This is a genomic window from Roseovarius sp. AK1035 (assembly GCF_003288315.1).
Lineage (GTDB): Bacteria > Pseudomonadota > Alphaproteobacteria > Rhodobacterales > Rhodobacteraceae > Roseovarius > Roseovarius mucosus_A.
On record NZ_CP030099.1, the window covers coordinates 2119703 to 2138603 of the forward strand.

An 18901-nucleotide genomic window follows, 5' to 3' on the forward strand; every position below is an offset into this window, starting at 1 on the left:
CCGGTGCGTCCCACGCACCGGGGCGGACGGAAGGGCGCGCATGACGTTGTTTCTGAGATTTGAGGCCATCACCACGCAACTGGCCCTGCGGTTGGCGATTGTCTTTTTGCTGATCGCGGTCGGTCTTGCGCTGTATCAGGTGACGACGCGGTTTGTGTTCGGGCACCCGTCGACATGGTCCGAGGTCATCACGCGTTCGGCGATGATCTGGTGCGTGTTTCTGGCCGTGGCCCCGGCGTTCCGGGAAGGGGCGATGATCGCGGTTGAAATCGTGCAAAAGATCTTGCCTCCCCGTCTGGGCTTTGCGCTTTACCTTGTGTCGATGAGCCTGTCGGTGGTGTTTTTCTGCATTCTTTTTTGGCAGGGCTGGGCGATGACCGAACGGGTCATGTCGCAAAAGCTGGCGGCGTTGGAAATCTCGATTGCTTGGGTCTATGCGGCGCTGCCGGTGGGATCGGTGTTTATCCTCTTGGCCATTCTGGGTTGCATGTTGCGGGCGGTTCAAAAGGGCGCGGTTGCGTTCTCGGCGGATTTGCAATGAACGCTGCCCTTGCCCTTTCGCTCGCGATCTTTTTTCTGGCTGGCGTGCCGATTGCGGTGGCGATTGGTCTGGCTTCGGTCATCGGGATCGAGGCCAATGGGCGCTTGCCGCTGCTGTTGGTGGCGCAGCGCATGTTCACGGGCATCGACAGCTTTCCGCTGATGGCGATCCCGCTTTTTATTCTGGCGGGCAATCTCATGTCGGCGGGGGGGATTTCGCATCGTTTGGTGGAACTGGCGAAATCCATCGTGGGCGGTATCCAAGGCGGGCTTGCGGCCTCTTGCGTGCTGACGTGCATGATGTTCGCCTCGGTCTCTGGCTCGTCGGTGGCAACGACCTTTGCGATTGGTGCGATCCTGATACCGGCGATGGTGAAACATGGCTATCCGGCCCCCATGGCGGCCTCGGTTCAGGCGAGTTCCGCCGAACTGGGCGTGCTTATTCCGCCGTCGATTCCATTGATCCTTTATGGCGTGTCGACGGATACCTCGATTGGGCAGTTGTTCCTTGCAGGCATAGGACCGGGGTTTCTGGTGGCGGGGTCGCTGATGGCCCTGGTCCTGATCCTGTGCCGTGTGCGGGGTATCGGGCTTGAGGATGGGCGCGATCGGCCAAGGGTTGGCCCGGCGCTCTGGTCTGCCTTGCCCGCGTTGATCGTGCCGGTGGTCATCTTGGGCGGCATCTATTCGGGCGTTTTCACGCCGACCGAGGCGAGCGCCGCCGCGGTGGCCGCCGCCGTGATCGTGGGTATGGTGTTCTACCGCGAGTTGCGGTTTGCGGACCTGCCCGAGATCCTGAAAAAGACAGTGTTGGCGACGGCGGCGATCATGCTGATCATCTCGGCGGCGGCGCTCTTCTCGTTTCTCATCACGCGCTCGGGTCTGCCCAATGAAATCGCGGCTTGGTTCAAGGATATCTTCGAGAGCCGCTTTGCGTTTCTCTTGGTGGTGAACCTGATGCTGCTGGTGGTGGGCATGTTCATCGAGACCTCGGCGGCGATCCTTGTGCTGGCGCCAATTCTGGCCCCGATTGCCGTGTCTTACGGGGTTGATCCCGTGCATTTCGGGCTGATCCTTGTGGTCAATCTGGCGCTGGGGATGATCACGCCGCCGCTGGGCGTCAATCTATTCGCGGCCTGTGCGGTGGCCAATCTCTCGATTGAAAAGGTCATTCCGCATCTTTTCTGGTTTGTGCTGACCGTGTTCGGGGCCTTGATGCTGATCACCTATATTCCGGCCATTACGCTCTGGCCGATGCAGACCATTCTTTCGGTGGGGCAATGACAGAGATCGTGCATTTTGTTGGGCTGGGGTCGATGGGCCTTGGCATGGCGCAATCGGCGCTGCGGGCGGGGTTCGAGGTGTATGGCCATGATCCGGACGCAGGGCGTCGCGATTTGCTGGTTGCTGCGGGGGCGCGCGCGCTGAACCGGGGTGCGCCCAAGGCGGCGGTGCTGGTTTGTGTTGTGCTCAATGCCGCGCAGACGCGTGATGCACTCTTTGGGGCGCAAGGCTGGGCCGAAGGGGTGCAGGCGGGCGGTGTGATCCTTGGCTGTGCCACGGTCGCGCCGGAGTTTGCCCGCGAGATGGAAGAAGAGGCCTCGCGCCGGGGGCTGCTCTATCTGGATGCGCCGATTTCCGGTGGGGCGGTCAAGGCGGCCGAGGGGCGGCTTTCGATCATGGCGTCAGGCCGGGCCGAGGCGTTTGACCGGGCCGATGCGGTTTTGGCGGCATTGGCCGAAACGGTGCATCGCTTGGGCGATTGCGCCGGGCCGGGATCGGCGATGAAGGCGGTCAATCAATTGCTTGCGGGCGTGCATATCGCGGCCATGGGCGAGGCGCTAAGCCTTGCCACCTCGCAGGGGCTGGATCTGGCCCGTGTGCTGGAGGTGATCAAGGTTTCAGCGGGCAATTCGTGGATGTTCGAAAACCGCGCGCCGCATGTGATCGAGGCGGATTATGCCCCGCGTTCGGCCATCGACATCTGGCCCAAGGATCTTGGGATCGTGGCAGAGATGGCCGCGCGCGTGGCCCTGCCTTTGCCGCTGGTTGCGGCGGCGCTGGCGGAATATCGCGCGGCGTCGGGCGCGGGATTGGGGCGCGAGGATGATGCGGCCATCACCAAACACATTGCGGCCCGCGCCGGATTGCGCCTGCCGGGGGACGTCTGATGCTGCTGGGCTGTATCGGCGATGATTTCACCGGATCAAGTGATCTGGCCAATACGCTGACCAAGGCGGGCATGCGCACGGTGCAATATGTGGGTGTACCGGATGCGCCTGCCGATACTGGGGTTGAGGCGGGGGTGGTCGCGCTCAAATCCCGATCTATCCCTGTGGCCGAGGCGGTGGCGCACGCGCTGGCGGCGCTAGAGTGGTTGCGCGCGCAGGGCTGCCAGCAAATCCTGTTCAAATATTGCTCGACGTTTGATTCAACGCCCGAGGGCAATATCGGCCCGGTGGCCGAGGCCTTGGCCGATGCCTTGGGCGCGCAGCAGGTGATCTTTTGCCCGGCCTTTCCGGGGGCGGGGCGGACGGTTTATCAAGGGCATCTCTTTGTGAAGGATCGCCTGCTGAGCGAAAGCGGGATGCAGCATCATCCGCTGACGCCGATGACCGATCCCGATATTCGCCGCTGGCTGGGCGCACAGGTGCGCGGCACGGTCGGGCATCTGGACGCGCAGATCGTGCGGCAGGGGCCAGAGGCGATCAAGGCGGCCCTTGCGGCACAGGAGCATCGGTTGATTGTCGCGGATGCGGTCAGCGATGCGGATTTGGTGGCCTTGGGCCATGCGGCGGCAGAGTTGCCGCTGATCACAGGGGGATCAGGGATCGCCATGGGCCTGCCTGACAATTTTTGGGCGCGGGGGCAGTTGGCGGGCAAGGGTGGTGCGTGGCACGGGCAGTCTGGTCCGGTGGTCGTTCTGTCTGGGTCCTGTTCCGAGGCCACGCGCGGGCAGGTGGCGCGGCATGCAACCGCGCATCCGGCGCGGGAAATCTCTGCGGCTGACGTCATGGCGGGCCGGGTTGCGGCGGAGGATCTGGCGGATTGGGCCGCTGCGCAGAAAGGGATTGCGATGATCTATTCCTCTGCCGATCCGGCACGGGTGGCGCAGGATCAGGCGCAGTTCGGCGCTGTGGCAGTGGCGGGGGCCATTGAGGCGCTTTTTGCGGCACTGGCGCGCGCACTGGTGGCGGGTGGTGTGACACGGCTTGTGACTGCAGGCGGCGAGACTTCGGGCGCGGTGGTCGAAGCGTTGGGATTGAAAGAGCTTGAAATCGGACCCGAGATTGCCCCCGGCGTGCCGGTGATGCGAGCGGGGCATGACCTTGTGCTGGCGCTCAAATCGGGGAATTTCGGCGGGCCGGATTTCTTTATCGAAGCGGCGCAGAGGATGGAGACCTCGACATGAGCGAAAACCGCCTGCGCGAAGACCTGTGTTTCTGGGCCAAGTCGCTGTTTGACCGGGGGCTGACCGGCGGGGCCTCGGGCAATATCTCGGTGCGGACCGAGGATGGCGGGCTGTTGGTCACGCCGACGGGGGTCAGCATGGGGCGGCTAGATCCGGCACGGCTGAGCCGGTTTGACGCGGGCGGGCGGCTGATTTCGGGCGATCCGCCGACCAAGGAAATGCCGCTGCACGCGGCGTTCTATGAGACGCGGCAGAGTGCGGGGGCAGTGGTGCATCTGCATTCCACGCATTCCGTCGCCCTCTCGATCCTGCCCGACACGGACCCTGACAATGCCATTCCGCCGCTTACCGCCTATGCGGTGATGCGGGTGGGCAAGGTGGCGCTTTTGCCCTTCTATGTGCCCGGCGACGCCGCGATGGCCGAGGCGATCCGGGGGTTGGCGGGGCGGCGTGCCTCGGTGCTTTTGGCCAATCACGGCCCGGTGGTGGCGGGCAAGGATCTGGAGGCGGCGGTGTTCGCGATGGAAGAGTTAGAGGAAACCGCGAAGCTGGCGCTGATTTTGCGGGGCACCGGGGCGCGTCCGCTTGATGCCGGGCAGATCGCGCAGGTGGTGCGCAAATTCGAGGTGGATTGGGACTGATGCGGTTTTCGGCCAATCTGGGGTTTCTATTCACCGACCGGCCTTTGCCCGAGGCGATTCATGCCGCGGCGCGGGCGGGATTTGCGGCGGTGGAATGCCATTTTCCTTATGACTTTGCCGCAGATGAGGTGCGCGCGGCATTGGAGGAAACCGGGCTGCCGATGCTGGGGCTGAACACATGGCCGGGCGACCGCGCGGCGGGCGATTTCGGGCTGGCTGCTGTTGCGGGCCGCGAGGACGAGGCCCGCGCAGCGATCCGGCAGGCGGTGGACTATGCGCAGGCCATTGGCGCAGGGGCTGTGCATGTCATGGCCGGATGCACCGATAGCGGGGCAGAGGCAGAGGCGGTATTTCGGAGCAATCTGGCCTATGCCTGTGATCTGGCCGCGCCGCATGGCCTAACGATCCTGATCGAGCCCATCAATCAGCGCGATGTGCCGGGGTATCACCTGTCGTCGACGGCTCATGCTGCCTCTGTCATCGCGGCGCTGAGGCGGGACAATTTGCGGATGATGTTCGACTGCTATCATTTGCAGATCATGGGGGGGGATTTGCTGCGCCGCTTTGCCCGCTATCAGCCTATCATCGGTCATGTGCAGTTTGCCGGCGTGCCGGACCGTGGCGCGCCGGACCAAGGCGAGGTGGATTATGGCTGGCTTTTGCCGCAGATTGCGGCGCTCGGCTGGCCAGGGCCGTTCGGGGCCGAGTACCGGCCCGGTGAGGCGGGCACAGAGGCAAGTTTGGGATGGTTGACGCGGTTCGCCTGAAACTGCACGCAGCAGCACCTCTCAGCCCTGATGCTCGGCCCCAATGCCCTGAAACATGGCGCGCAGGTCCACCGTGCTTTTGACGCCGACATGGTCGTAATTCGCATCAAGCCATGCCGCCGCCGTCTCGCGCCCGATGTCGCGCAAGCGGGTCAGAAACGCCCATTCGACATTCATCTTGGACGAGGCCCCCATCGGTTTCAGCGCTGCTTCATTCTCGATCAGATGCACCTTGACCGGGCGATAGTGATCGGTCGAAAGCTTGTCCTGAGCAATCAGGCGGTCCACGAAATCAATGGCCCGCAGTTCCTTGAGCAGGCTCGCGTTAAAGCTGATTTCGTTCAGACGGTTCTGGATTTCCTGCGCCGAGCGCGGTGCGCCCTTGCGCTCGATCGGGTTGATCTGGATGACCACGATGTCATCGGTGCCGGTCTTGCCATAGAGCGGGAAAAGCGACGGGTTGCCCATATAGCCGCCATCCCAATAGGGCACGCCGTCGATCTCGACCGCCTGATACATCTGCGGCAGGCAGGCCGAAGCCATCACCATATCGGCGGTCAATTCCTCGCGGGCAAAGACCTTGACCCGGCCCGTTTCAACATTGGTGGCCGAGACAAAGAGCTCGAACGCCGTGCATTTGCGCACCATCTCGAAATCAATGCTTTCTTCTACCAGATCGCGCAGCGGGTTGATGTTCATCGGGTTGAGTTGATAGGGCGAGGCAACGCCAGTGAGCGCGTTCATGAAATGGTAAAACGGGTTGTTTTCCAGCCCCCAGTTGCCGGTCAGACGGTCCAGCGGCGTGCGCTGCATCGGCGAATGTTTGACACTGCCGCTCATGCTGCGCCAAAAGTGGTCAAGCGCCGCGCGTGCGCCGTCGGGCCCGGCGCGGGTAAAGCCATCTGCCAAGGCCACGGCGTTCATCGCCCCGGCTGATGTGCCAGAGACCCCCGCGATATGCAGGCGCCCATCCTCGAGCAGGTAGTCCAGCACGCCCCAGCTAAAGGCCCCATGCGCGCCACCGCCCTGAAGCGCCAGATTGATCGGTTTGCCGGTCTTGCTCATGGGCGGGCTGTCTCCGTCATTGGGGGGCTGAGTTCAGGCGCACGCTAGTAGCGCAGGTCGCGCGACGCCATGGCCCTTGCCGCCCTCTGCCCTTAGATTCCTGCTCAGACCTGATAATAGCTGCGATACCAGCGCACGAATTGGGCAATCCCGTCGCGCACGCTGGTTTGCGGGCGGTATCCGGTCAGTGTTTCGAGCAGGCGGGCATCCGCCCAAGTGGCGGGCACATCGCCCTTTTGCATCTCCATCATGTTGCGGATGGCGGGCCGTTCTAGCGCGTCTTCGATGGCGGCGACGAAATCCAAGAGGCGCACCTTTTCGGAATTGCCGATATTGACGATCCGGTAGGGGGCGACGGGCGAGAGGCTGTCACCGGGGGCGATATCCTCGGGCGTCAGGGGGCGCACGGGGGCGGCATCCATCAGCAGACGGATACCGCGCACCAGATCACCCACATAGGTGAAATCGCGATACATCTCGCCGTGATTGTAGATGTCGATGGGGCGACCCGCCAGAATGGCCTCGACGAATTTGAAATAGGCCATGTCGGGGCGGCCCCATGGGCCATAGACGGTAAAGAACCGAAACATCGTGGTGGGCAGGTTCCACAGATGGGCATGGGCATGGCCCATGGCCTCGGTCGCCTTTTTGGTGGCGGCGTAGATCGTCATTGGGCTGTCGGCCTTCATCGTCTCGGCATAGGGCATGTCGGTATTCGCGCCGTAAACCGAGGAGGTGGAGGCCATCAGGAGATGGCGCACCGCATGGCGCTTGGCCGCTTCCATGATGTTGAAGGTGCCGACGATATTGGCGTCGATATAGGCGCGCGGATTTTCAAGGCTGTAGCGCACGCCTGCCTGCGCCGCGAGATGCACGATGATGTCAGGGGCGCAGGCGTCAATCGCGGCGTCCACCGCTGTCTGATCCTCTAGCATGGCCTCGGTCGCGACAAACCCCGGCTTTTGCATCAGCATCTGGTGGCGGCGCTGTTTCAGGCTGACGTCGTAATAGTCGGTCATGCCGTCGAGGCCATGCACCACTATGCCCTCATCCAGCAGCAGGTTTGCCAGATGATAGCCGATAAATCCGGCGGTGCCGGTGATAAAAACCCGCGTCATCGGCCCGCGCCCCGGACGCTCATTGCAGATCGGCAAAGGCGGTCTGAATACGCGCGACCGCCTCTGCGACGCGGGCGCGCGGTGTGGCGATGTTGAACCGAAGGAAGCTCTCGCCGCCGGTGCCAAAGGTCGGGCCGTGGTTGGCCACAACGCGCGCGTCCCGTTCGACCCGGCCGGTATACTCTGCCGCCGTCATGCCGGTGCCGGAAAAGTCGATCCACGTCAGATAGGTCGCCTCGAGCGGCATGGCGCGCACACCGGGAATGGCCTGCATTCCAGCCTCAAAGAGTTGCCGGTTGCCATCGAGATAGAGGCAGAGCGCATCAACCCATTCTGCGCCCTCGGGGCTATAGGCGGCCTCGGCCATGAAGAGACCAAAGGAATTGGGCGATATCCCCATCGCGCCCATGCGGGCGGCAAACTGCGCGCGCAGCTTTGCATCGGGCACGATCACATTGCCCAGATGCGCGCCTGCAATGTTGAAGGTCTTGGTGGTGGCGGTCATCATCACCAGCCGATCAGCGATACCCTCGATATGGGGCAGGGCGGTATGGCGCTGGCCGGGCATCACGAGATCATGGTGAATTTCATCCGACACGAGGATGAGGTCATGGCGGCGGGCGAAATCGGCTACACCCTCAAGCTCTGCCTTGGTCCAGACCCGGCCACCGGGATTATGCGGCGAGCAGAGGATGAGCATTTTTTCATTGCCCGTCATCAGCGCATCATAGGCGTCGAAATCCATCTCGTAGTGGCCTGTGGTGTTGAGGAGGGGACATTCGCGCACCTCGCGCCCCGCAGCACGGATCACACGGGCAAAGGCGTGGTAGACGGGGGTGAATACCACCACCGCATCCCCCGGCGCGGTCCATGTGTCGATGCACATCGAGGTACCATTCACCAGGCCATGGGTGGTAAAGATCGCATCCGCCTCGACCGTCCAGCCGTGGCGTGTCTGCATCCACCACTGGATCGCGGCGCGGTAGGCGGCATCGTCGCCATAATAGCCGTAGACGCCATGCTGCGTCATGCCGATCAGGGCCTCTGTGACACAGGCGGGCGGGCGGAAATCCATATCCGCCACCCACATCGGAATCCCATCCTCGGGCGAGACGCCATATTTGGCCTGCATCATGTCCCATTTGTCGGAATGGGTGCCGCGGCGGTCGATGATCTCGTCGAAATTCATAGGGGTCTCCGGCTCTGCGTTTGGCGCGCAGGCTAACCGATCGCGGCCCGAGCGCAAGGGGCGTTGCAGAACGCCCGGTCATCGCCTAAATAGCCGCCATGAAACGGTCCATTCTGATCCATCCCGACCCGCGCCTGAGAAAGGTCTGCACGCCCGTGAAGGACGTGACCGATGCGTTGCGCAAACTCTCGCAGGATATGCTCGAGACCATGTATGACGCGCCGGGCATCGGCCTTGCTGCGCCGCAGGTGGGCGTCATGGATCGTCTGATCGTGCTGGATTGCGTCAAGGATGAGGGGGCCACCCCGCGCCCGATCGTGATGTTGAACCCCGAAATCACCGCCTTTTCCGAGGAAAAGAGCGTGTATGAGGAAGGCTGCCTGTCGATTCCGGATCAATTCGCCGATGTCACGCGCCCTGCAGAGGTCGAGATGCGGTGGATGGACTTGGATGGGGTGGAGCATCAGGAAGGGTTTGGCGGTCTTTGGGCCACCTGCGTGCAGCATGAGATCGACCATCTCGATGGCAAGCTCTTTATTGATTACCTCAGTGCAATGAAGCGGCAACTCATCACCCGGCGCATGCAAAAGCTCAAGCGCGAACTGGCGCGGGGCTAAGCCGTGGCGCCGCGCCCTTGCCTGCGCTGGCCTGATAAGCGGCTGCGGATGCCTGCGGCACCGCTTCCTGAGATCACCGACCAAACGCGCGCCCTCTGGAATGAGATGATCGCGGTGATGGAGGCGATGCCGGGCGTGGGGCTGGCCGCCACGCAATTGGGCGAGATGCAAGCGCTGGCCGTGGTCGATGCCAGCACGGCGCGGGGCCAAGCGGTGCGTATGGCCAACCCCGAAATCCTGCACGCGAGCGTGCAATTGCGCCCCCATGAAGAGGCCAGCCCCTGTCTTCCCGGTGTCTCGGCAATGATTGAGCGGCCACGTGCGGTGACGGTGCGGTTCCTGAATGCCGACGCAGAGGTTGAGGAGCGCGATTTTGTCGGCCTCTGGGCCACGTCCGTGCAGCATCAGATCGACCATTTGCAGGGGCGGATGTATTTCGACCGTCTGGGCCGGGTCAAGCGCGATATGCTGCTCAGGCGGGCGCGCAAGATCGGCTGAGGCAGCGTTTGGGGCAGCGGCGGATTTGAGTATTCTGGGAACAGGGACAGGGGGCGGCATGCGTGTGATCTTCATGGGAACGCCGGATTTCTCTGTGCCGGTGCTTGAGGCTTTGGTTGCCGCAGGCCATGAGGTGGCGGCGGTTTATTGCCAGCCGCCGCGCCCGGCGGGACGCGGCAAAAAAGACCGCCCCAGCCCGGTGCAGGCGCGCGCCGAGGCGCTTGGCCTGCCGGTCCACCATCCGGTGAGTTTGAAAGAGGCCACGGCGCAGGCAGAGTTTGCAGCACTCAAGGCCGAAGTGGCGGTGGTGGTGGCCTATGGCCTCATCCTGCCGCAGGCCGTGCTCGATGCGCCAACGCGCGGGTGTTTGAACATTCACGCCAGCCTTTTGCCCCGCTGGCGGGGGGCCGCGCCCATTCACCGCGCCATCATGGCGGGGGATACCGAGACAGGCGTATGCATCATGCAGATGGAGGCGGGGCTCGATACCGGGCCGGTTCTGCTGCGCGAGCCTGTGGCGATTGGCCCCCAGGAAACCACAGGGGAATTGCATGACCGATTGTCTGCCCTTGGCGCGCGGTTGATCGTCGCGGCATTGGAGCGGCTCGACGCCTTGACGCCAGAGCCACAACCCGAGGCGGGCGTGACCTATGCCGCCAAGATCGACAAATCCGAGGCGCGGGTGGATTGGACGCGCCCTGCCACAGAGGTGGACCGGCTGATCCGGGGCCTCTCGCCCTTTCCGGGGGCTTGGTGCGAGGTGGGGGGCGAGCGGATCAAGCTGCTTTGTTCTGCCATGGCAGAGGCGCACGGTGCGCCGGGTGTCGTTCTGGCCGACGGGTTGACCGTAGCCTGCGGCACGGGATCTGTGCGGCTTTTGCGCTTGCAACGGGCCGGGCGCGCGGCGCAGGATGCTGACGAGTTCTTGCGCGGCATGCCCTTGCCGCGTGGCACGCAATTGGGGTGACGCGATGTTCATGCAGCTATTCGGTACGGTAGTAATCGCGGGCATCGTGGGTTACGCCAGCGAAAAGAGCGGGTTCACCCGCAATGGCTATTTGCCCTCGATCATCATCTGCATCGGCGGCGCGTTTCTGTTTTACTTTGTCCGGATCATGTTCGGTATCCGCTTTGGCGCGCCGGGGATTGATGCGATCCTATCCTCAATCGGGGCGCTGATCATCGTGCCGACCCATTGGCGGAATCGGAGGTAAGGCATGGGCATCATCGGGCTTTTGATCGTGGGGATTGCGGCCGGGTTTCTGGCGACGCGGTTGATGCGGGTTGAGGTGGGCGTGGTGCCGACAATCCTCATTGGCATTGCCGGAACGCTGATCGGGGCGGTGGTCATTCGCATGGTGCTGATGATCACGGGTTTTCTTGGCGGGTTGATCGGTGCGGTTCTGGGCGCGATGCTGCTCGTCTGGCTGTGGAAGATGATCGGTCAGCGGCGCTGAGGTTTATTGCCGTGGCGGGCGCGCCCGGTAGACCGGCAGCCGCCAGCCAAGCGTGAGAGAGCCCACGCGCAGCGCCCACGTCAGGGCGGCGCAGGTGCCCAAGATCACAAGCGGATCGTTGGTGAGCGTTGCGGCAATCACTGCGCCCAAGGCTCCGGCAAAGGCGGCGGTCACGTAAAGCTCGCCCTGTTTGAGCACAAGTGGCACCTCGTTGCAGACCACATCGCGCATCAGCCCGCCCATACAGCCCGTGACCATGCCCATCAGCACCACGATCACCGGGCTTTGCCCCATCACCATCGCCGCACTTACGCCCGCAGGCACCGCGACGGCCAGCGCGAAACTGTCGAGCCAGAGCAAGAGACGATAGCGGCTTTCGACCAGATGAGCGGTGAAAAACACAAAAAGGGCGGCGACGCAGGCAATGAGGATATAGTTGGGATTGCCCAGCCAGAACACCGGGTTGCGATCCAAAAGCACATCCCGCAGCGTGCCGCCGCCGACCGCCGTCAGGCAGGCGATAAAGGCAAAGCCCACGATGTCGAGTTGTTGGCGCGAGGCCACAAGCGCGCCGGTCAGTGCAAAGATCAGCACTGAGGCGTAATCGAGCAGGATGAGCGCGCTCATCCTTTGGCCTTGCTTGGCTTGTAGGGGGCCATCCCGGCGCGGGCCAGTTCATCGGCGCGCTCATTCTCGGGGTGGCCTGCATGGCCCTTGACCCATTCCCACGTGACGGTGTGGCGTTTCTGCGCCTCGTCCAGCCGTTGCCATAGCTCGACATTCTTGACCGGCTTTTTGTCGGCGGTGCGCCAGCCGTTGCGCTTCCAGCCGTGCATCCAGCCGGTCACACCATTTTTGACATAGGCGCTGTCGGTGACGATGGTGATGGTTGAAGGGCGCGACAGCGCCTCAAGCGCGGCAATGGCGGCCCAAAGCTCCATCCGGTTGTTGGTGGTATCGGCCTCGCCCCCCGAGAGTTCGCGTTCCTTGAGAATGGCATCGCCGTCCATGGCGCGCATCAGCACCCCCCAGCCACCGGGGCCGGGATTGCCGGAACAGGCCCCGTCAGTATAGGCGAAAAGCGCGGGCATCAGAGCAACACCCCCACCGCAAGGCAGCCGATCACCACCGCCGTCAGCAGCATCCGCAACGCCATCCACCAAGGTGGGGTGAGGCCCCATCGCCAGAATTGCCAATCCAGCGCCAAAAGGCCTGCAAAACCGAAGATGAGGCTTGTTCCCGCCGAGGTTGGCCCGCCGCCGGTCATGAAAAACGCCCAAAGGGCCGGAATGACCGAAAGGCCATAGCAGATGCCTGCCATCGTGCCCGTCGCCCGCGTGGCGAAACCCCAGAGCACGCCCGACATGAACGACAGGATCACCGCGCCGTAAAAGAGCATGACGTATGGCCCGGCAAAGCGCGGCCCGATGGTCTGCGCGGTCCAGAGGCCGAGGTCGGGCAGGACCACGGTCAGTGCCCCCCAGAGAAAGGGCAAGAGGCCAGCAAGGCCAAGAAAGAGCGGGGCGCGGGGGATCATCTGCATGGCGCGCAAAATGGCCCGGAGGGCGGGCAGAGACAAGGGGGAAAGCCGTGCATTCGCGTTCCATGCGCCGCTTCTTTGCCTCTCACGAAGGGCTGGACCGATGCGGGCAACGTGATAGGTAAAGCGCATGACCCAGACTCCCACCTTGGCCCCAGCCACCCCCGCTTTCATCGACGCGCTGCGCGCGCGCCTGCCCGCGCCCGTGTTCCGCGAGGCCACGCCCGGCTATTTTGAGGAGCCGCGCGGCCGCTGGCAGGGGCAGGGCGTGGTTCTGGCCCCCGGCAACACCGAAGACGTGGCCGAGATTGTCCGTGCCTGTGCCGCTGCGCGCGTGCCGGTGGTGCCCTATGGCGGCGGCACCGGCCTTGTGGGGGGACAGATCGCCCCCGGTGGCCCGACGCCGGTGATCCTGAGCCTTGAGCGGATGCGCGCGGTGCGCGGCATTTATCCGGCGGAAAACGTGATCGTGGTCGAGGCAGGGGCGATCCTGCAAGATATCCATACCGCCGCCGCCGAAGTGGACCGGCTCTTCCCGCTCAGCATCGCCGCTAAGGGATCGGCGCGGATCGGCGGCAACCTTGCCACCAATGCGGGCGGCGTCAATGTGCTGCGCTATGGCAATGCGCGCGATTTGTGTTTGGGGCTAGAGGCGGTGATGCCCGATGGGCGCATCTGGCACGGTCTGAAACGCCTGCGCAAGGACAACACAGGCTATGATCTGCGCAACCTTCTGATCGGGTCCGAGGGGACCTTGGGGGTGATCACTGCTGCGGCGCTCAAGCTTTCTCCGCGCCCCATGGGCGAGGGCACGGCGCTGATGGTGGTCGAGGGACCACGCGCCGCGCTTGACCTTTTGGCGCTGGCGCGTGCGCGCATCGGCGAGGGGGTCAGCGCGTTCGAGATCATGCACCGGGCCGGGCTCGAATTTCTGGCCGAGACCTTGCCCGATATCCGCCATCCTTTTGCCAAGATGCCTGAATGGTTCGTACTGATCGACGTGGGGCTGGCCAGTGGGCTTGATCCGGCGGCGATGTTGGAGGGATTATTCGCCGAGGCGTTCGAGGCGGGGCTGGTCAGCGACGGCATGATCGCGCAATCCGAAACCCAGCGGCATCAGTTCTGGGAGGTGCGTGAGCAAATTCCAGAGGCCAACCGGCGCATCGGGTCCATCAGTTCGCATGACATTTCACTGCCGATGTCGCTGATCCCCGATTTTATCGTGCAGGCGAATGTGGTCATCGCCGGGATCGGCGCGTTCCGGATCAACTGTTTTGGGCATCTGGGCGATGGCAACCTGCATTACAACGTCTTTCCCATGCCGGGGCGGGGACGTGCGGATCATGTGGCGGAGCGCGACGAGATCAAGCGTGCGGTGCATGATCTGGTGCATGAGATGGGCGGATCGGTAAGCGCCGAACATGGCATCGGGCGGCTCAAGGTCGAGGATCTGGAGCGCTATGGTGATCCGGTGAAATTGGACGCGATGCGCGCGATAAAGACGGCGCTCGATCCTCTGGGGATCATGAATCCGGGGGCGGTGCTGCGGGGTTAACCCGTGCTGCTGCCTATGTGTCGCCGTCAGAGCGCCCGGGCCAGAGCGGATGCGCCACCGGGTCCTTGGCCTGCCAGAAATACGCGGCGAAAATCTGGGCGTAGGAGCGATAGACATAGCCATCGTTGCGCCGCAGGTAATGGTCGCGCCGCGCCGCATAGAGCGCGGGCAGGCGATACCATGCCACCTCGGGGTGCATATGATGCACCACATGCAGATTGTTATTGAGGAAAATCCACGCCAAAGGGCCGCGATCCTCGATCAGCACGGTACGGCCGCTGGCGCGCAGATGGGCGCGATGCTCTAAAAAGGTGCGGATTTTCAGGATCGCCAAGCCCAGCCAGACCGCCAGCAGATAGGCCCAGACCGGCATCGGCACAAACCACAGCCAAGCCAGCACCAGCGCCACTGCCGGGATATGCCAGAGCCAAGCATCGCGCACGGCACGGTCGCCTGTCTTGATCGCCCGCCAGTCGCTGCGCAGAAAAGAGATCTGCGCCACCATTGGCCCGATCAGCATCCGCCCCGCCAGTGTGTTGTTGAACCGCAGCACCGCCCGCACCCAACCCGGCAACCGCGCCCAGACAATCGGATCAAGGTAATTCGCCTCGGGGTCATCATAGGGGTCGGTGAGAAACTCGTCACGGTGATGCGCAAGATGGGTGTCGCGGAACCTTGCATAGGGGATAGCAAGGCAGAGGGCGGGAAAGACCAGCGTTTCATTCAGGCGCTGAGAGCGGAACGGGTGCCCGTGCAGCGCCTCATGGCAGAGCGAGGAATGAAGGGCGATGGCGAGGCCGGTGACGACAATGCCAAGCGGCAACGCGAGGGCCGACGCCGCCGTGGTGCCAAAGACCCACATCGCGTAGCAGAGCGCCAGCAGGCCAAGCGTGGGCCATTCAACGCGAGCCGCCTGCCGCGTCTTGGGCGGCTGTCTGCCTGCTTCGGGGCGCGCGTTCAGCTGCGATGGGGCGTGCATTCTGGGTCCTTTTGATGTGCATCTTCCCCTGACAGTCGTTTCAATCTTCTGAGTGCGCCATTTCGGAAATGGTTAACATTTCTCCGCAAATGTGATTATAGTCACCGCATGTCCAAAAAAATCGACAAACGCCTGCGGGCCACCCTGTTTCGAAACCGGCTGACCGAGGCGATGCGCCGTCGTGGCAGCAATCAGAGCATTTTGGCGCGGGCGATTGAGGTGGATCGCTCGACCGTGTCGCAATTGCTCAAGGGCGATGCCGCGCGGCTGCCCAATGCGCAGGTGGTGGGGGAATGCGCCTCGGCGCTAGGGGTCTCTGCCGATTGGCTGTTGGGCCTGACCGACCGACCCGAAACCGCCGCCGATATGCTGGCCAACACGCTGTCGTTGACCGAGGCCCCACGCGCCCTTGTCGATGAACAGATTTTCGCGTGGCACAAGGAGGCGGCGGGATACAAGATCCGCCATGTGCCGGCCGCGCTGCCCGATATGCTCAAGACCCGCGCGATGCTGGAATGGGAATATGCGCCGCATCTGGGCCGTTCGACCGATCAGGCGATTGGCGCGTCCGAGGATCGCATGGCCTGGATGCGGGCGGCGCGGTCGGATTACGAGATTGCTCTGCCGCTGTATGAGATCGAGAGTTTTGCGCGCGGCGAGGGCTATTATCGCGGGTTGCCCGCAGATCTGCGCCGCGCGCAGCTTGATCACCTGATTGCCACGACGACGCAGCTTTATCCGCGCCTGCGGCTTTATCTCTTTGACGCGCGGCGGGTTTATTCCGCGCCGATCACGCTTTTTGGGCCACTGCTGGCGGTGCTCTATCTGGGGCGCAACTATATGGTGTTTCGCGACACCGAACGTATCGAGGCGATCACGTTACATTTCGACGGGCTGGTGCGCGAGGCAGGGGTGACGGCGCGGGAGATCCCCGCGCATCTGCGTGCGTTGCGTGACGGGCTGGTGCGATAGCGGCGCTATCGCGTTACCGCGTACGGCGGGGCAGGGTGGCGTTGTCTTCGGCCTCGGCGCGGGCCGCGTGCAGGGCGCGGCGGCTAAGGTCCGCGCGCTCTTGCAGGATCTGCTGGCGGCGTTGGTGCTGCGAGAGGTCATGTTCCACGGCGGCGCGCTCTTGCCGCGTGCGGGCCATCTGACTGCGCGTCGCCTCAAGCTGCTGCACAAGGGTGCGCCCCATGAAATGCGCCGTGCTCAGTTGACCGGGGGTCATCGGCTCGGCCGGGGCCTGTGCGCTCTGGTCGAGCATTTGACCCAGACGGTCGGCCATGTCGAATTGCTGCATTTCCTGCCGCCGCAAATGGCCAAGCTGCATGGAGAGGTGCCCCAACTCGCGGTTTTCCTGCCGGGCCATCAGGGTCAGGATACGGTGCTGGCGCGCGCTCATGCGGCACCGCCTGTCAGCGCGCAAAGGGCGCTGATGCTGTCCTCAAGGCTGGCGGGTTCATGGATATCCTGCCGGATAAAGGCCTCGATCCGGGGCCAGAGGGTGACGGCCTCGTCAAGCGTGGCGTCTTGGCCGGGGGAATAGGCACCCATGAGCATCATGTCGCGGTTCTCCATATACAGGGCAATGAGGCGGCGCAGGCGCATGGCGGCTGCGTGGTGGGGTTTCTCGGCGATGTCCTTCATCACACGGCTCACCGATTGGGTGAGGTCGATGGCGGGATAGATGCCCATCTGCGCCTGATTGCGCGAAAGCACGAAATGCCCGTCGAGAATGGCGCGGGCCGTGTCCACAACGGGATCGTTGGTGGTGTCGTCGCCATCGGCCAGAATGGTATAGAACGCGGTGATGCTGCCCTGACCGGGCAGGCCCGGACCGGCGCGCTCGATCAGGCCGGGGATCATCGAGATGACAGAGGGCGTATAGCCCTTGGCGGTGGGTTGCTCGCCCAATGCCAGACCGATTTCGCGGCGGGCATGCGCCACACGCGTGAGGCTGTCCATGATCAGCATGACCTGCTTGCCCTGATCGCGGAAATATTCGGCAATCGCGGTGGCGCGATGTGCCGCGCGCAGCCGCAGAAGCGGCGAGCGGTCGGCGGGCACGGCGACGACACAGGTCTTGGCGCGGTTCTCACCGGTCATGACCTTGGAGACGAAATCGCCCACTTCGCGGGCGCGTTCCCCGATCAACCCAACGACAATCACATCGGCAGAGGTGTAGCGGGTCATCATTTCGATGAGCACGGATTTACCGACGCCCGAGCCTGCGATGATGCCCACGCGCTGACCGCGCCCGACGGTGAGCGCGGCGTTGATCACGCGCACGCCAACATCAAGCGGGGCATCGACGGGCTGGCGCGCAAGCGGGTTTTGTTCGCGGCCCGAGAGCGGGCGGGTTTCCGGGCAATCGGGCGGACCATAGCCGTCAAGCGGCGCGCCTTCCGCATCAAGCACGCGGCCCAAGAGGGCGTCGCCCATGGCGGCGTTGTGACCGCCGCGCATCTTGTGCACCTGACAGCCATGGGTGATGCGCGCACCGGGTTGATCGAGAAAGAGCAGGTTGCGGCCATTGGCAAAGCCCACGATTTCACCGGTGGCGCCCTTGCCATCCTCGGTGTCTATGCGGCAGCGCGTGCCGGGGCTGGCAGGAAAGCCCGCACATTCGAGGATGAGACCATCATAGCGCAGCACCTGACCTGAATAGCCGGGGGGCGGCACCTCGGTCATGGCCTCGGTGGCCTGTGCGAGACGCGCCAGAAGATCGGTCATGCCAGCCCCCCGTCGCGTTCGGCGATCACATCGGAGAAGGTGATATCTTCCATGCGAATGCGCAGATCCCCGCGCCCCAAGGTGGTGTCGGGCGACAGCCGCCCCTTGGCCAATGGGCTGAAATCCTTGATATGCGGTTTGATCGCCATAAGGTCGGCGGGGTTCATCAACACGACGGTATTTTCGGCCCCGGCGGCGATTTGATGGGTGATTTTTTCGATGCGGCGCAGAAAGGGGCGGGGGGCCTCGTCGATTTTCTGCCCGGCCCGTTGGGTGGCCAATTGGCGCACGGCCAGCTCCAGCTTGGTGCTCAGGTCTGCCAAACGTTCGTTTTCGGCGCTGGTGAGGCGGGTGATCGCGGCAGTGAAAGCATCGCGCGTTTCAGCGATATCCTGCGCGGCGGTGGCGCGCGCCTCTTCCAGTGCTTCGGCGCGGGCGGCGGCGCGGGCGGCCTCGATGTCCTGCAGGGCGGCGGCGTGGCCTTCGGCCCAAGCGACACGGCGCTCGGCCTCGATGTCAAAAGTGGCCGGGGGTGGCGCAGGGGTGAAGCTGGCGGTGGGTTTCTCTTCGGGCGTTGCGGTGACAGGCGCGGGCTCTGCCTCTGGCGCGGGCGCGCGCAGGGGGCGCACCACGGTCTGCGGGGCAAAGCTGCTCTCGGCTTGCGTTTCAGGGATGGCAGGATCGCGGCGCTGGAATTGCTGCGAAGACCGACGCACCAGCGCCAGCAGATCCTCGGGCGTGAGTGCGCCGGGCGCGGGGGGAAGGTCAGGGGCAGGCATGGCGGTCATGG

At 63.8% G+C, this 18901-nt stretch carries 23 protein-coding genes; 13 read left to right on the forward strand and 10 right to left on the reverse strand.

Annotation, left to right across the window (positions count from 1 at the left end):
• Positions 1-40 precede the first annotated feature (40 nt).
• Genes RAK1035_RS10120 through RAK1035_RS10145 form a run of 6 tightly spaced genes read left to right on the forward strand, consistent with a single transcriptional unit; the run spans position 41 to position 5360 of the window.
• Positions 41-541, forward strand: coding sequence for a TRAP transporter small permease (locus RAK1035_RS10120; protein ID WP_008279867.1), 501 nt, complete (start codon positions 41-43; stop codon positions 539-541).
• Positions 538-1824, forward strand: a complete 1287-nt coding sequence (locus RAK1035_RS10125) for a TRAP transporter large permease (RefSeq protein ID WP_008279869.1) — start codon at positions 538-540, stop codon at positions 1822-1824. Before RAK1035_RS10120 ends, RAK1035_RS10125 begins: the two co-directional genes overlap by 4 nt.
• Positions 1821-2711, forward strand: a complete 891-nt coding sequence (gene ltnD / locus RAK1035_RS10130) for an L-threonate dehydrogenase (protein ID WP_008279870.1) — start codon at positions 1821-1823, stop codon at positions 2709-2711. The genes RAK1035_RS10125 and ltnD overlap by 4 nt, the downstream gene beginning before the upstream one ends.
• A complete protein-coding gene (gene otnK / locus RAK1035_RS10135; protein WP_008279872.1) occupies positions 2711-3952 on the forward strand; it encodes a 3-oxo-tetronate kinase in 1242 nt (413 codons plus the stop codon). Before ltnD ends, otnK begins: the two co-directional genes overlap by 1 nt.
• A complete protein-coding gene (gene otnC, locus RAK1035_RS10140) occupies positions 3949-4593 on the forward strand; it encodes a 3-oxo-tetronate 4-phosphate decarboxylase (RefSeq protein WP_008279873.1) in 645 nt (214 codons plus the stop codon). Before otnK ends, otnC begins: the two co-directional genes overlap by 4 nt.
• Entirely contained in the window at positions 4593-5360 is a 768-nt protein-coding gene (locus tag RAK1035_RS10145) for a hydroxypyruvate isomerase family protein (RefSeq protein ID WP_008279874.1), read from the forward strand. The genes otnC and RAK1035_RS10145 overlap by 1 nt, the downstream gene beginning before the upstream one ends.
• Before the next feature lie 21 nt (positions 5361-5381).
• Here the strand turns inward: RAK1035_RS10145 and RAK1035_RS10150 are convergent, their stop codons facing one another.
• The 3 genes from RAK1035_RS10150 to RAK1035_RS10160 form a co-directional block, all read right to left on the reverse strand.
• Positions 5382-6425 (reverse strand): patatin-like phospholipase family protein, encoded by a 1044-nt coding sequence (locus RAK1035_RS10150; RefSeq protein WP_008279875.1) that lies wholly within the window; start codon positions 6423-6425, stop codon positions 5382-5384.
• 104 nt (positions 6426-6529) lie between these two features.
• On the reverse strand, positions 6530-7543 hold the full coding sequence (locus RAK1035_RS10155) for an NAD-dependent epimerase/dehydratase family protein (RefSeq protein ID WP_008279876.1): 1014 nt from the start codon (positions 7541-7543) through the stop codon (positions 6530-6532).
• Between the two features lie 19 nt (positions 7544-7562).
• On the reverse strand, positions 7563-8732 hold the full coding sequence (locus tag RAK1035_RS10160) for a MalY/PatB family protein (protein ID WP_008279877.1): 1170 nt from the start codon (positions 8730-8732) through the stop codon (positions 7563-7565).
• 98 nt (positions 8733-8830) lie between these two features.
• Between RAK1035_RS10160 and def (RAK1035_RS10165) the strand changes: the two genes are divergently transcribed.
• Genes def (RAK1035_RS10165) through RAK1035_RS10185 form a run of 5 tightly spaced genes read left to right on the forward strand, consistent with a single transcriptional unit; the run spans position 8831 to position 11304 of the window.
• The gene (def, locus tag RAK1035_RS10165) at positions 8831-9349 is read left to right on the forward strand and encodes a peptide deformylase (protein ID WP_008279878.1); all 519 of its coding nucleotides are present in this window, start codon (positions 8831-8833) and stop codon (positions 9347-9349) included.
• Positions 9350-9352: 3 nt separating this feature from the next.
• Positions 9353-9847, forward strand: a complete 495-nt coding sequence (gene def, locus RAK1035_RS10170) for a peptide deformylase (protein ID WP_037297104.1) — start codon at positions 9353-9355, stop codon at positions 9845-9847.
• A gap of 58 nt (positions 9848-9905) precedes the next feature.
• The gene (gene fmt, locus RAK1035_RS10175; RefSeq protein WP_008279880.1) at positions 9906-10814 is read left to right on the forward strand and encodes a methionyl-tRNA formyltransferase; all 909 of its coding nucleotides are present in this window, start codon (positions 9906-9908) and stop codon (positions 10812-10814) included.
• Between the two features lie 4 nt (positions 10815-10818).
• Complete coding sequence (locus RAK1035_RS10180) at positions 10819-11061, forward strand: hypothetical protein (protein ID WP_008279881.1); 243 nt, start codon at positions 10819-10821, stop codon at positions 11059-11061.
• 3 nt (positions 11062-11064) lie between these two features.
• Entirely contained in the window at positions 11065-11304 is a 240-nt protein-coding gene (locus RAK1035_RS10185; RefSeq protein ID WP_008279882.1) for a GlsB/YeaQ/YmgE family stress response membrane protein, read from the forward strand.
• Positions 11305-11307: 3 nt separating this feature from the next.
• On the opposite strand, the gene RAK1035_RS10190 is transcribed toward RAK1035_RS10185, so the two are convergent.
• Genes RAK1035_RS10190 through RAK1035_RS10200 form a run of 3 tightly spaced genes read right to left on the reverse strand, consistent with a single transcriptional unit; the run spans position 11308 to position 12847 of the window.
• Entirely contained in the window at positions 11308-11931 is a 624-nt protein-coding gene (locus tag RAK1035_RS10190) for a trimeric intracellular cation channel family protein (protein ID WP_008279883.1), read from the reverse strand.
• Positions 11928-12395, reverse strand: a complete 468-nt coding sequence (gene rnhA, locus RAK1035_RS10195) for a ribonuclease HI (protein ID WP_008279884.1) — start codon at positions 12393-12395, stop codon at positions 11928-11930. The genes RAK1035_RS10190 and rnhA overlap by 4 nt, the downstream gene beginning before the upstream one ends.
• Complete coding sequence (locus RAK1035_RS10200; RefSeq protein ID WP_008279885.1) at positions 12395-12847, reverse strand: DUF3429 domain-containing protein; 453 nt, start codon at positions 12845-12847, stop codon at positions 12395-12397. The genes rnhA and RAK1035_RS10200 overlap by 1 nt, the downstream gene beginning before the upstream one ends.
• 127 nt (positions 12848-12974) lie before the next feature.
• Between RAK1035_RS10200 and RAK1035_RS10205 the strand changes: the two genes are divergently transcribed.
• The gene (locus tag RAK1035_RS10205) at positions 12975-14399 is read left to right on the forward strand and encodes an FAD-binding oxidoreductase (protein WP_008279887.1); all 1425 of its coding nucleotides are present in this window, start codon (positions 12975-12977) and stop codon (positions 14397-14399) included.
• Between the two features lie 13 nt (positions 14400-14412).
• Here RAK1035_RS10205 and RAK1035_RS10210 read toward each other — a convergent pair whose 3' ends face one another.
• Positions 14413-15378 carry a fatty acid desaturase gene (locus tag RAK1035_RS10210; RefSeq protein ID WP_008279888.1) on the reverse strand — a complete coding sequence of 322 codons (966 nt, stop codon included), beginning with the start codon at positions 15376-15378 and terminating at the stop codon, positions 14413-14415.
• Positions 15379-15486: 108 nt separating this feature from the next.
• Between RAK1035_RS10210 and RAK1035_RS10215 the strand changes: the two genes are divergently transcribed.
• Positions 15487-16350 (forward strand): helix-turn-helix domain-containing protein, encoded by an 864-nt coding sequence (locus RAK1035_RS10215; protein WP_008279889.1) that lies wholly within the window; start codon positions 15487-15489, stop codon positions 16348-16350.
• A gap of 13 nt (positions 16351-16363) precedes the next feature.
• On the opposite strand, the gene RAK1035_RS10220 is transcribed toward RAK1035_RS10215, so the two are convergent.
• From RAK1035_RS10220 to RAK1035_RS10230, 3 genes are read right to left on the reverse strand one after another with little or no spacing between them, the layout of a single operon-like run.
• Entirely contained in the window at positions 16364-16780 is a 417-nt protein-coding gene (locus RAK1035_RS10220; RefSeq protein ID WP_008279890.1) for a hypothetical protein, read from the reverse strand.
• A complete protein-coding gene (locus RAK1035_RS10225; protein WP_050775736.1) occupies positions 16777-18069 on the reverse strand; it encodes a FliI/YscN family ATPase in 1293 nt (430 codons plus the stop codon). The genes RAK1035_RS10220 and RAK1035_RS10225 overlap by 4 nt, the downstream gene beginning before the upstream one ends.
• Positions 18070-18107: 38 nt before the next feature.
• Positions 18108-18899: a FliH/SctL family protein gene (locus tag RAK1035_RS10230; RefSeq protein ID WP_008279892.1), complete on the reverse strand. Its 792-nt coding sequence runs from the start codon at positions 18897-18899 to the stop codon at positions 18108-18110.
• Positions 18900-18901: the final 2 nt, after the last annotated feature.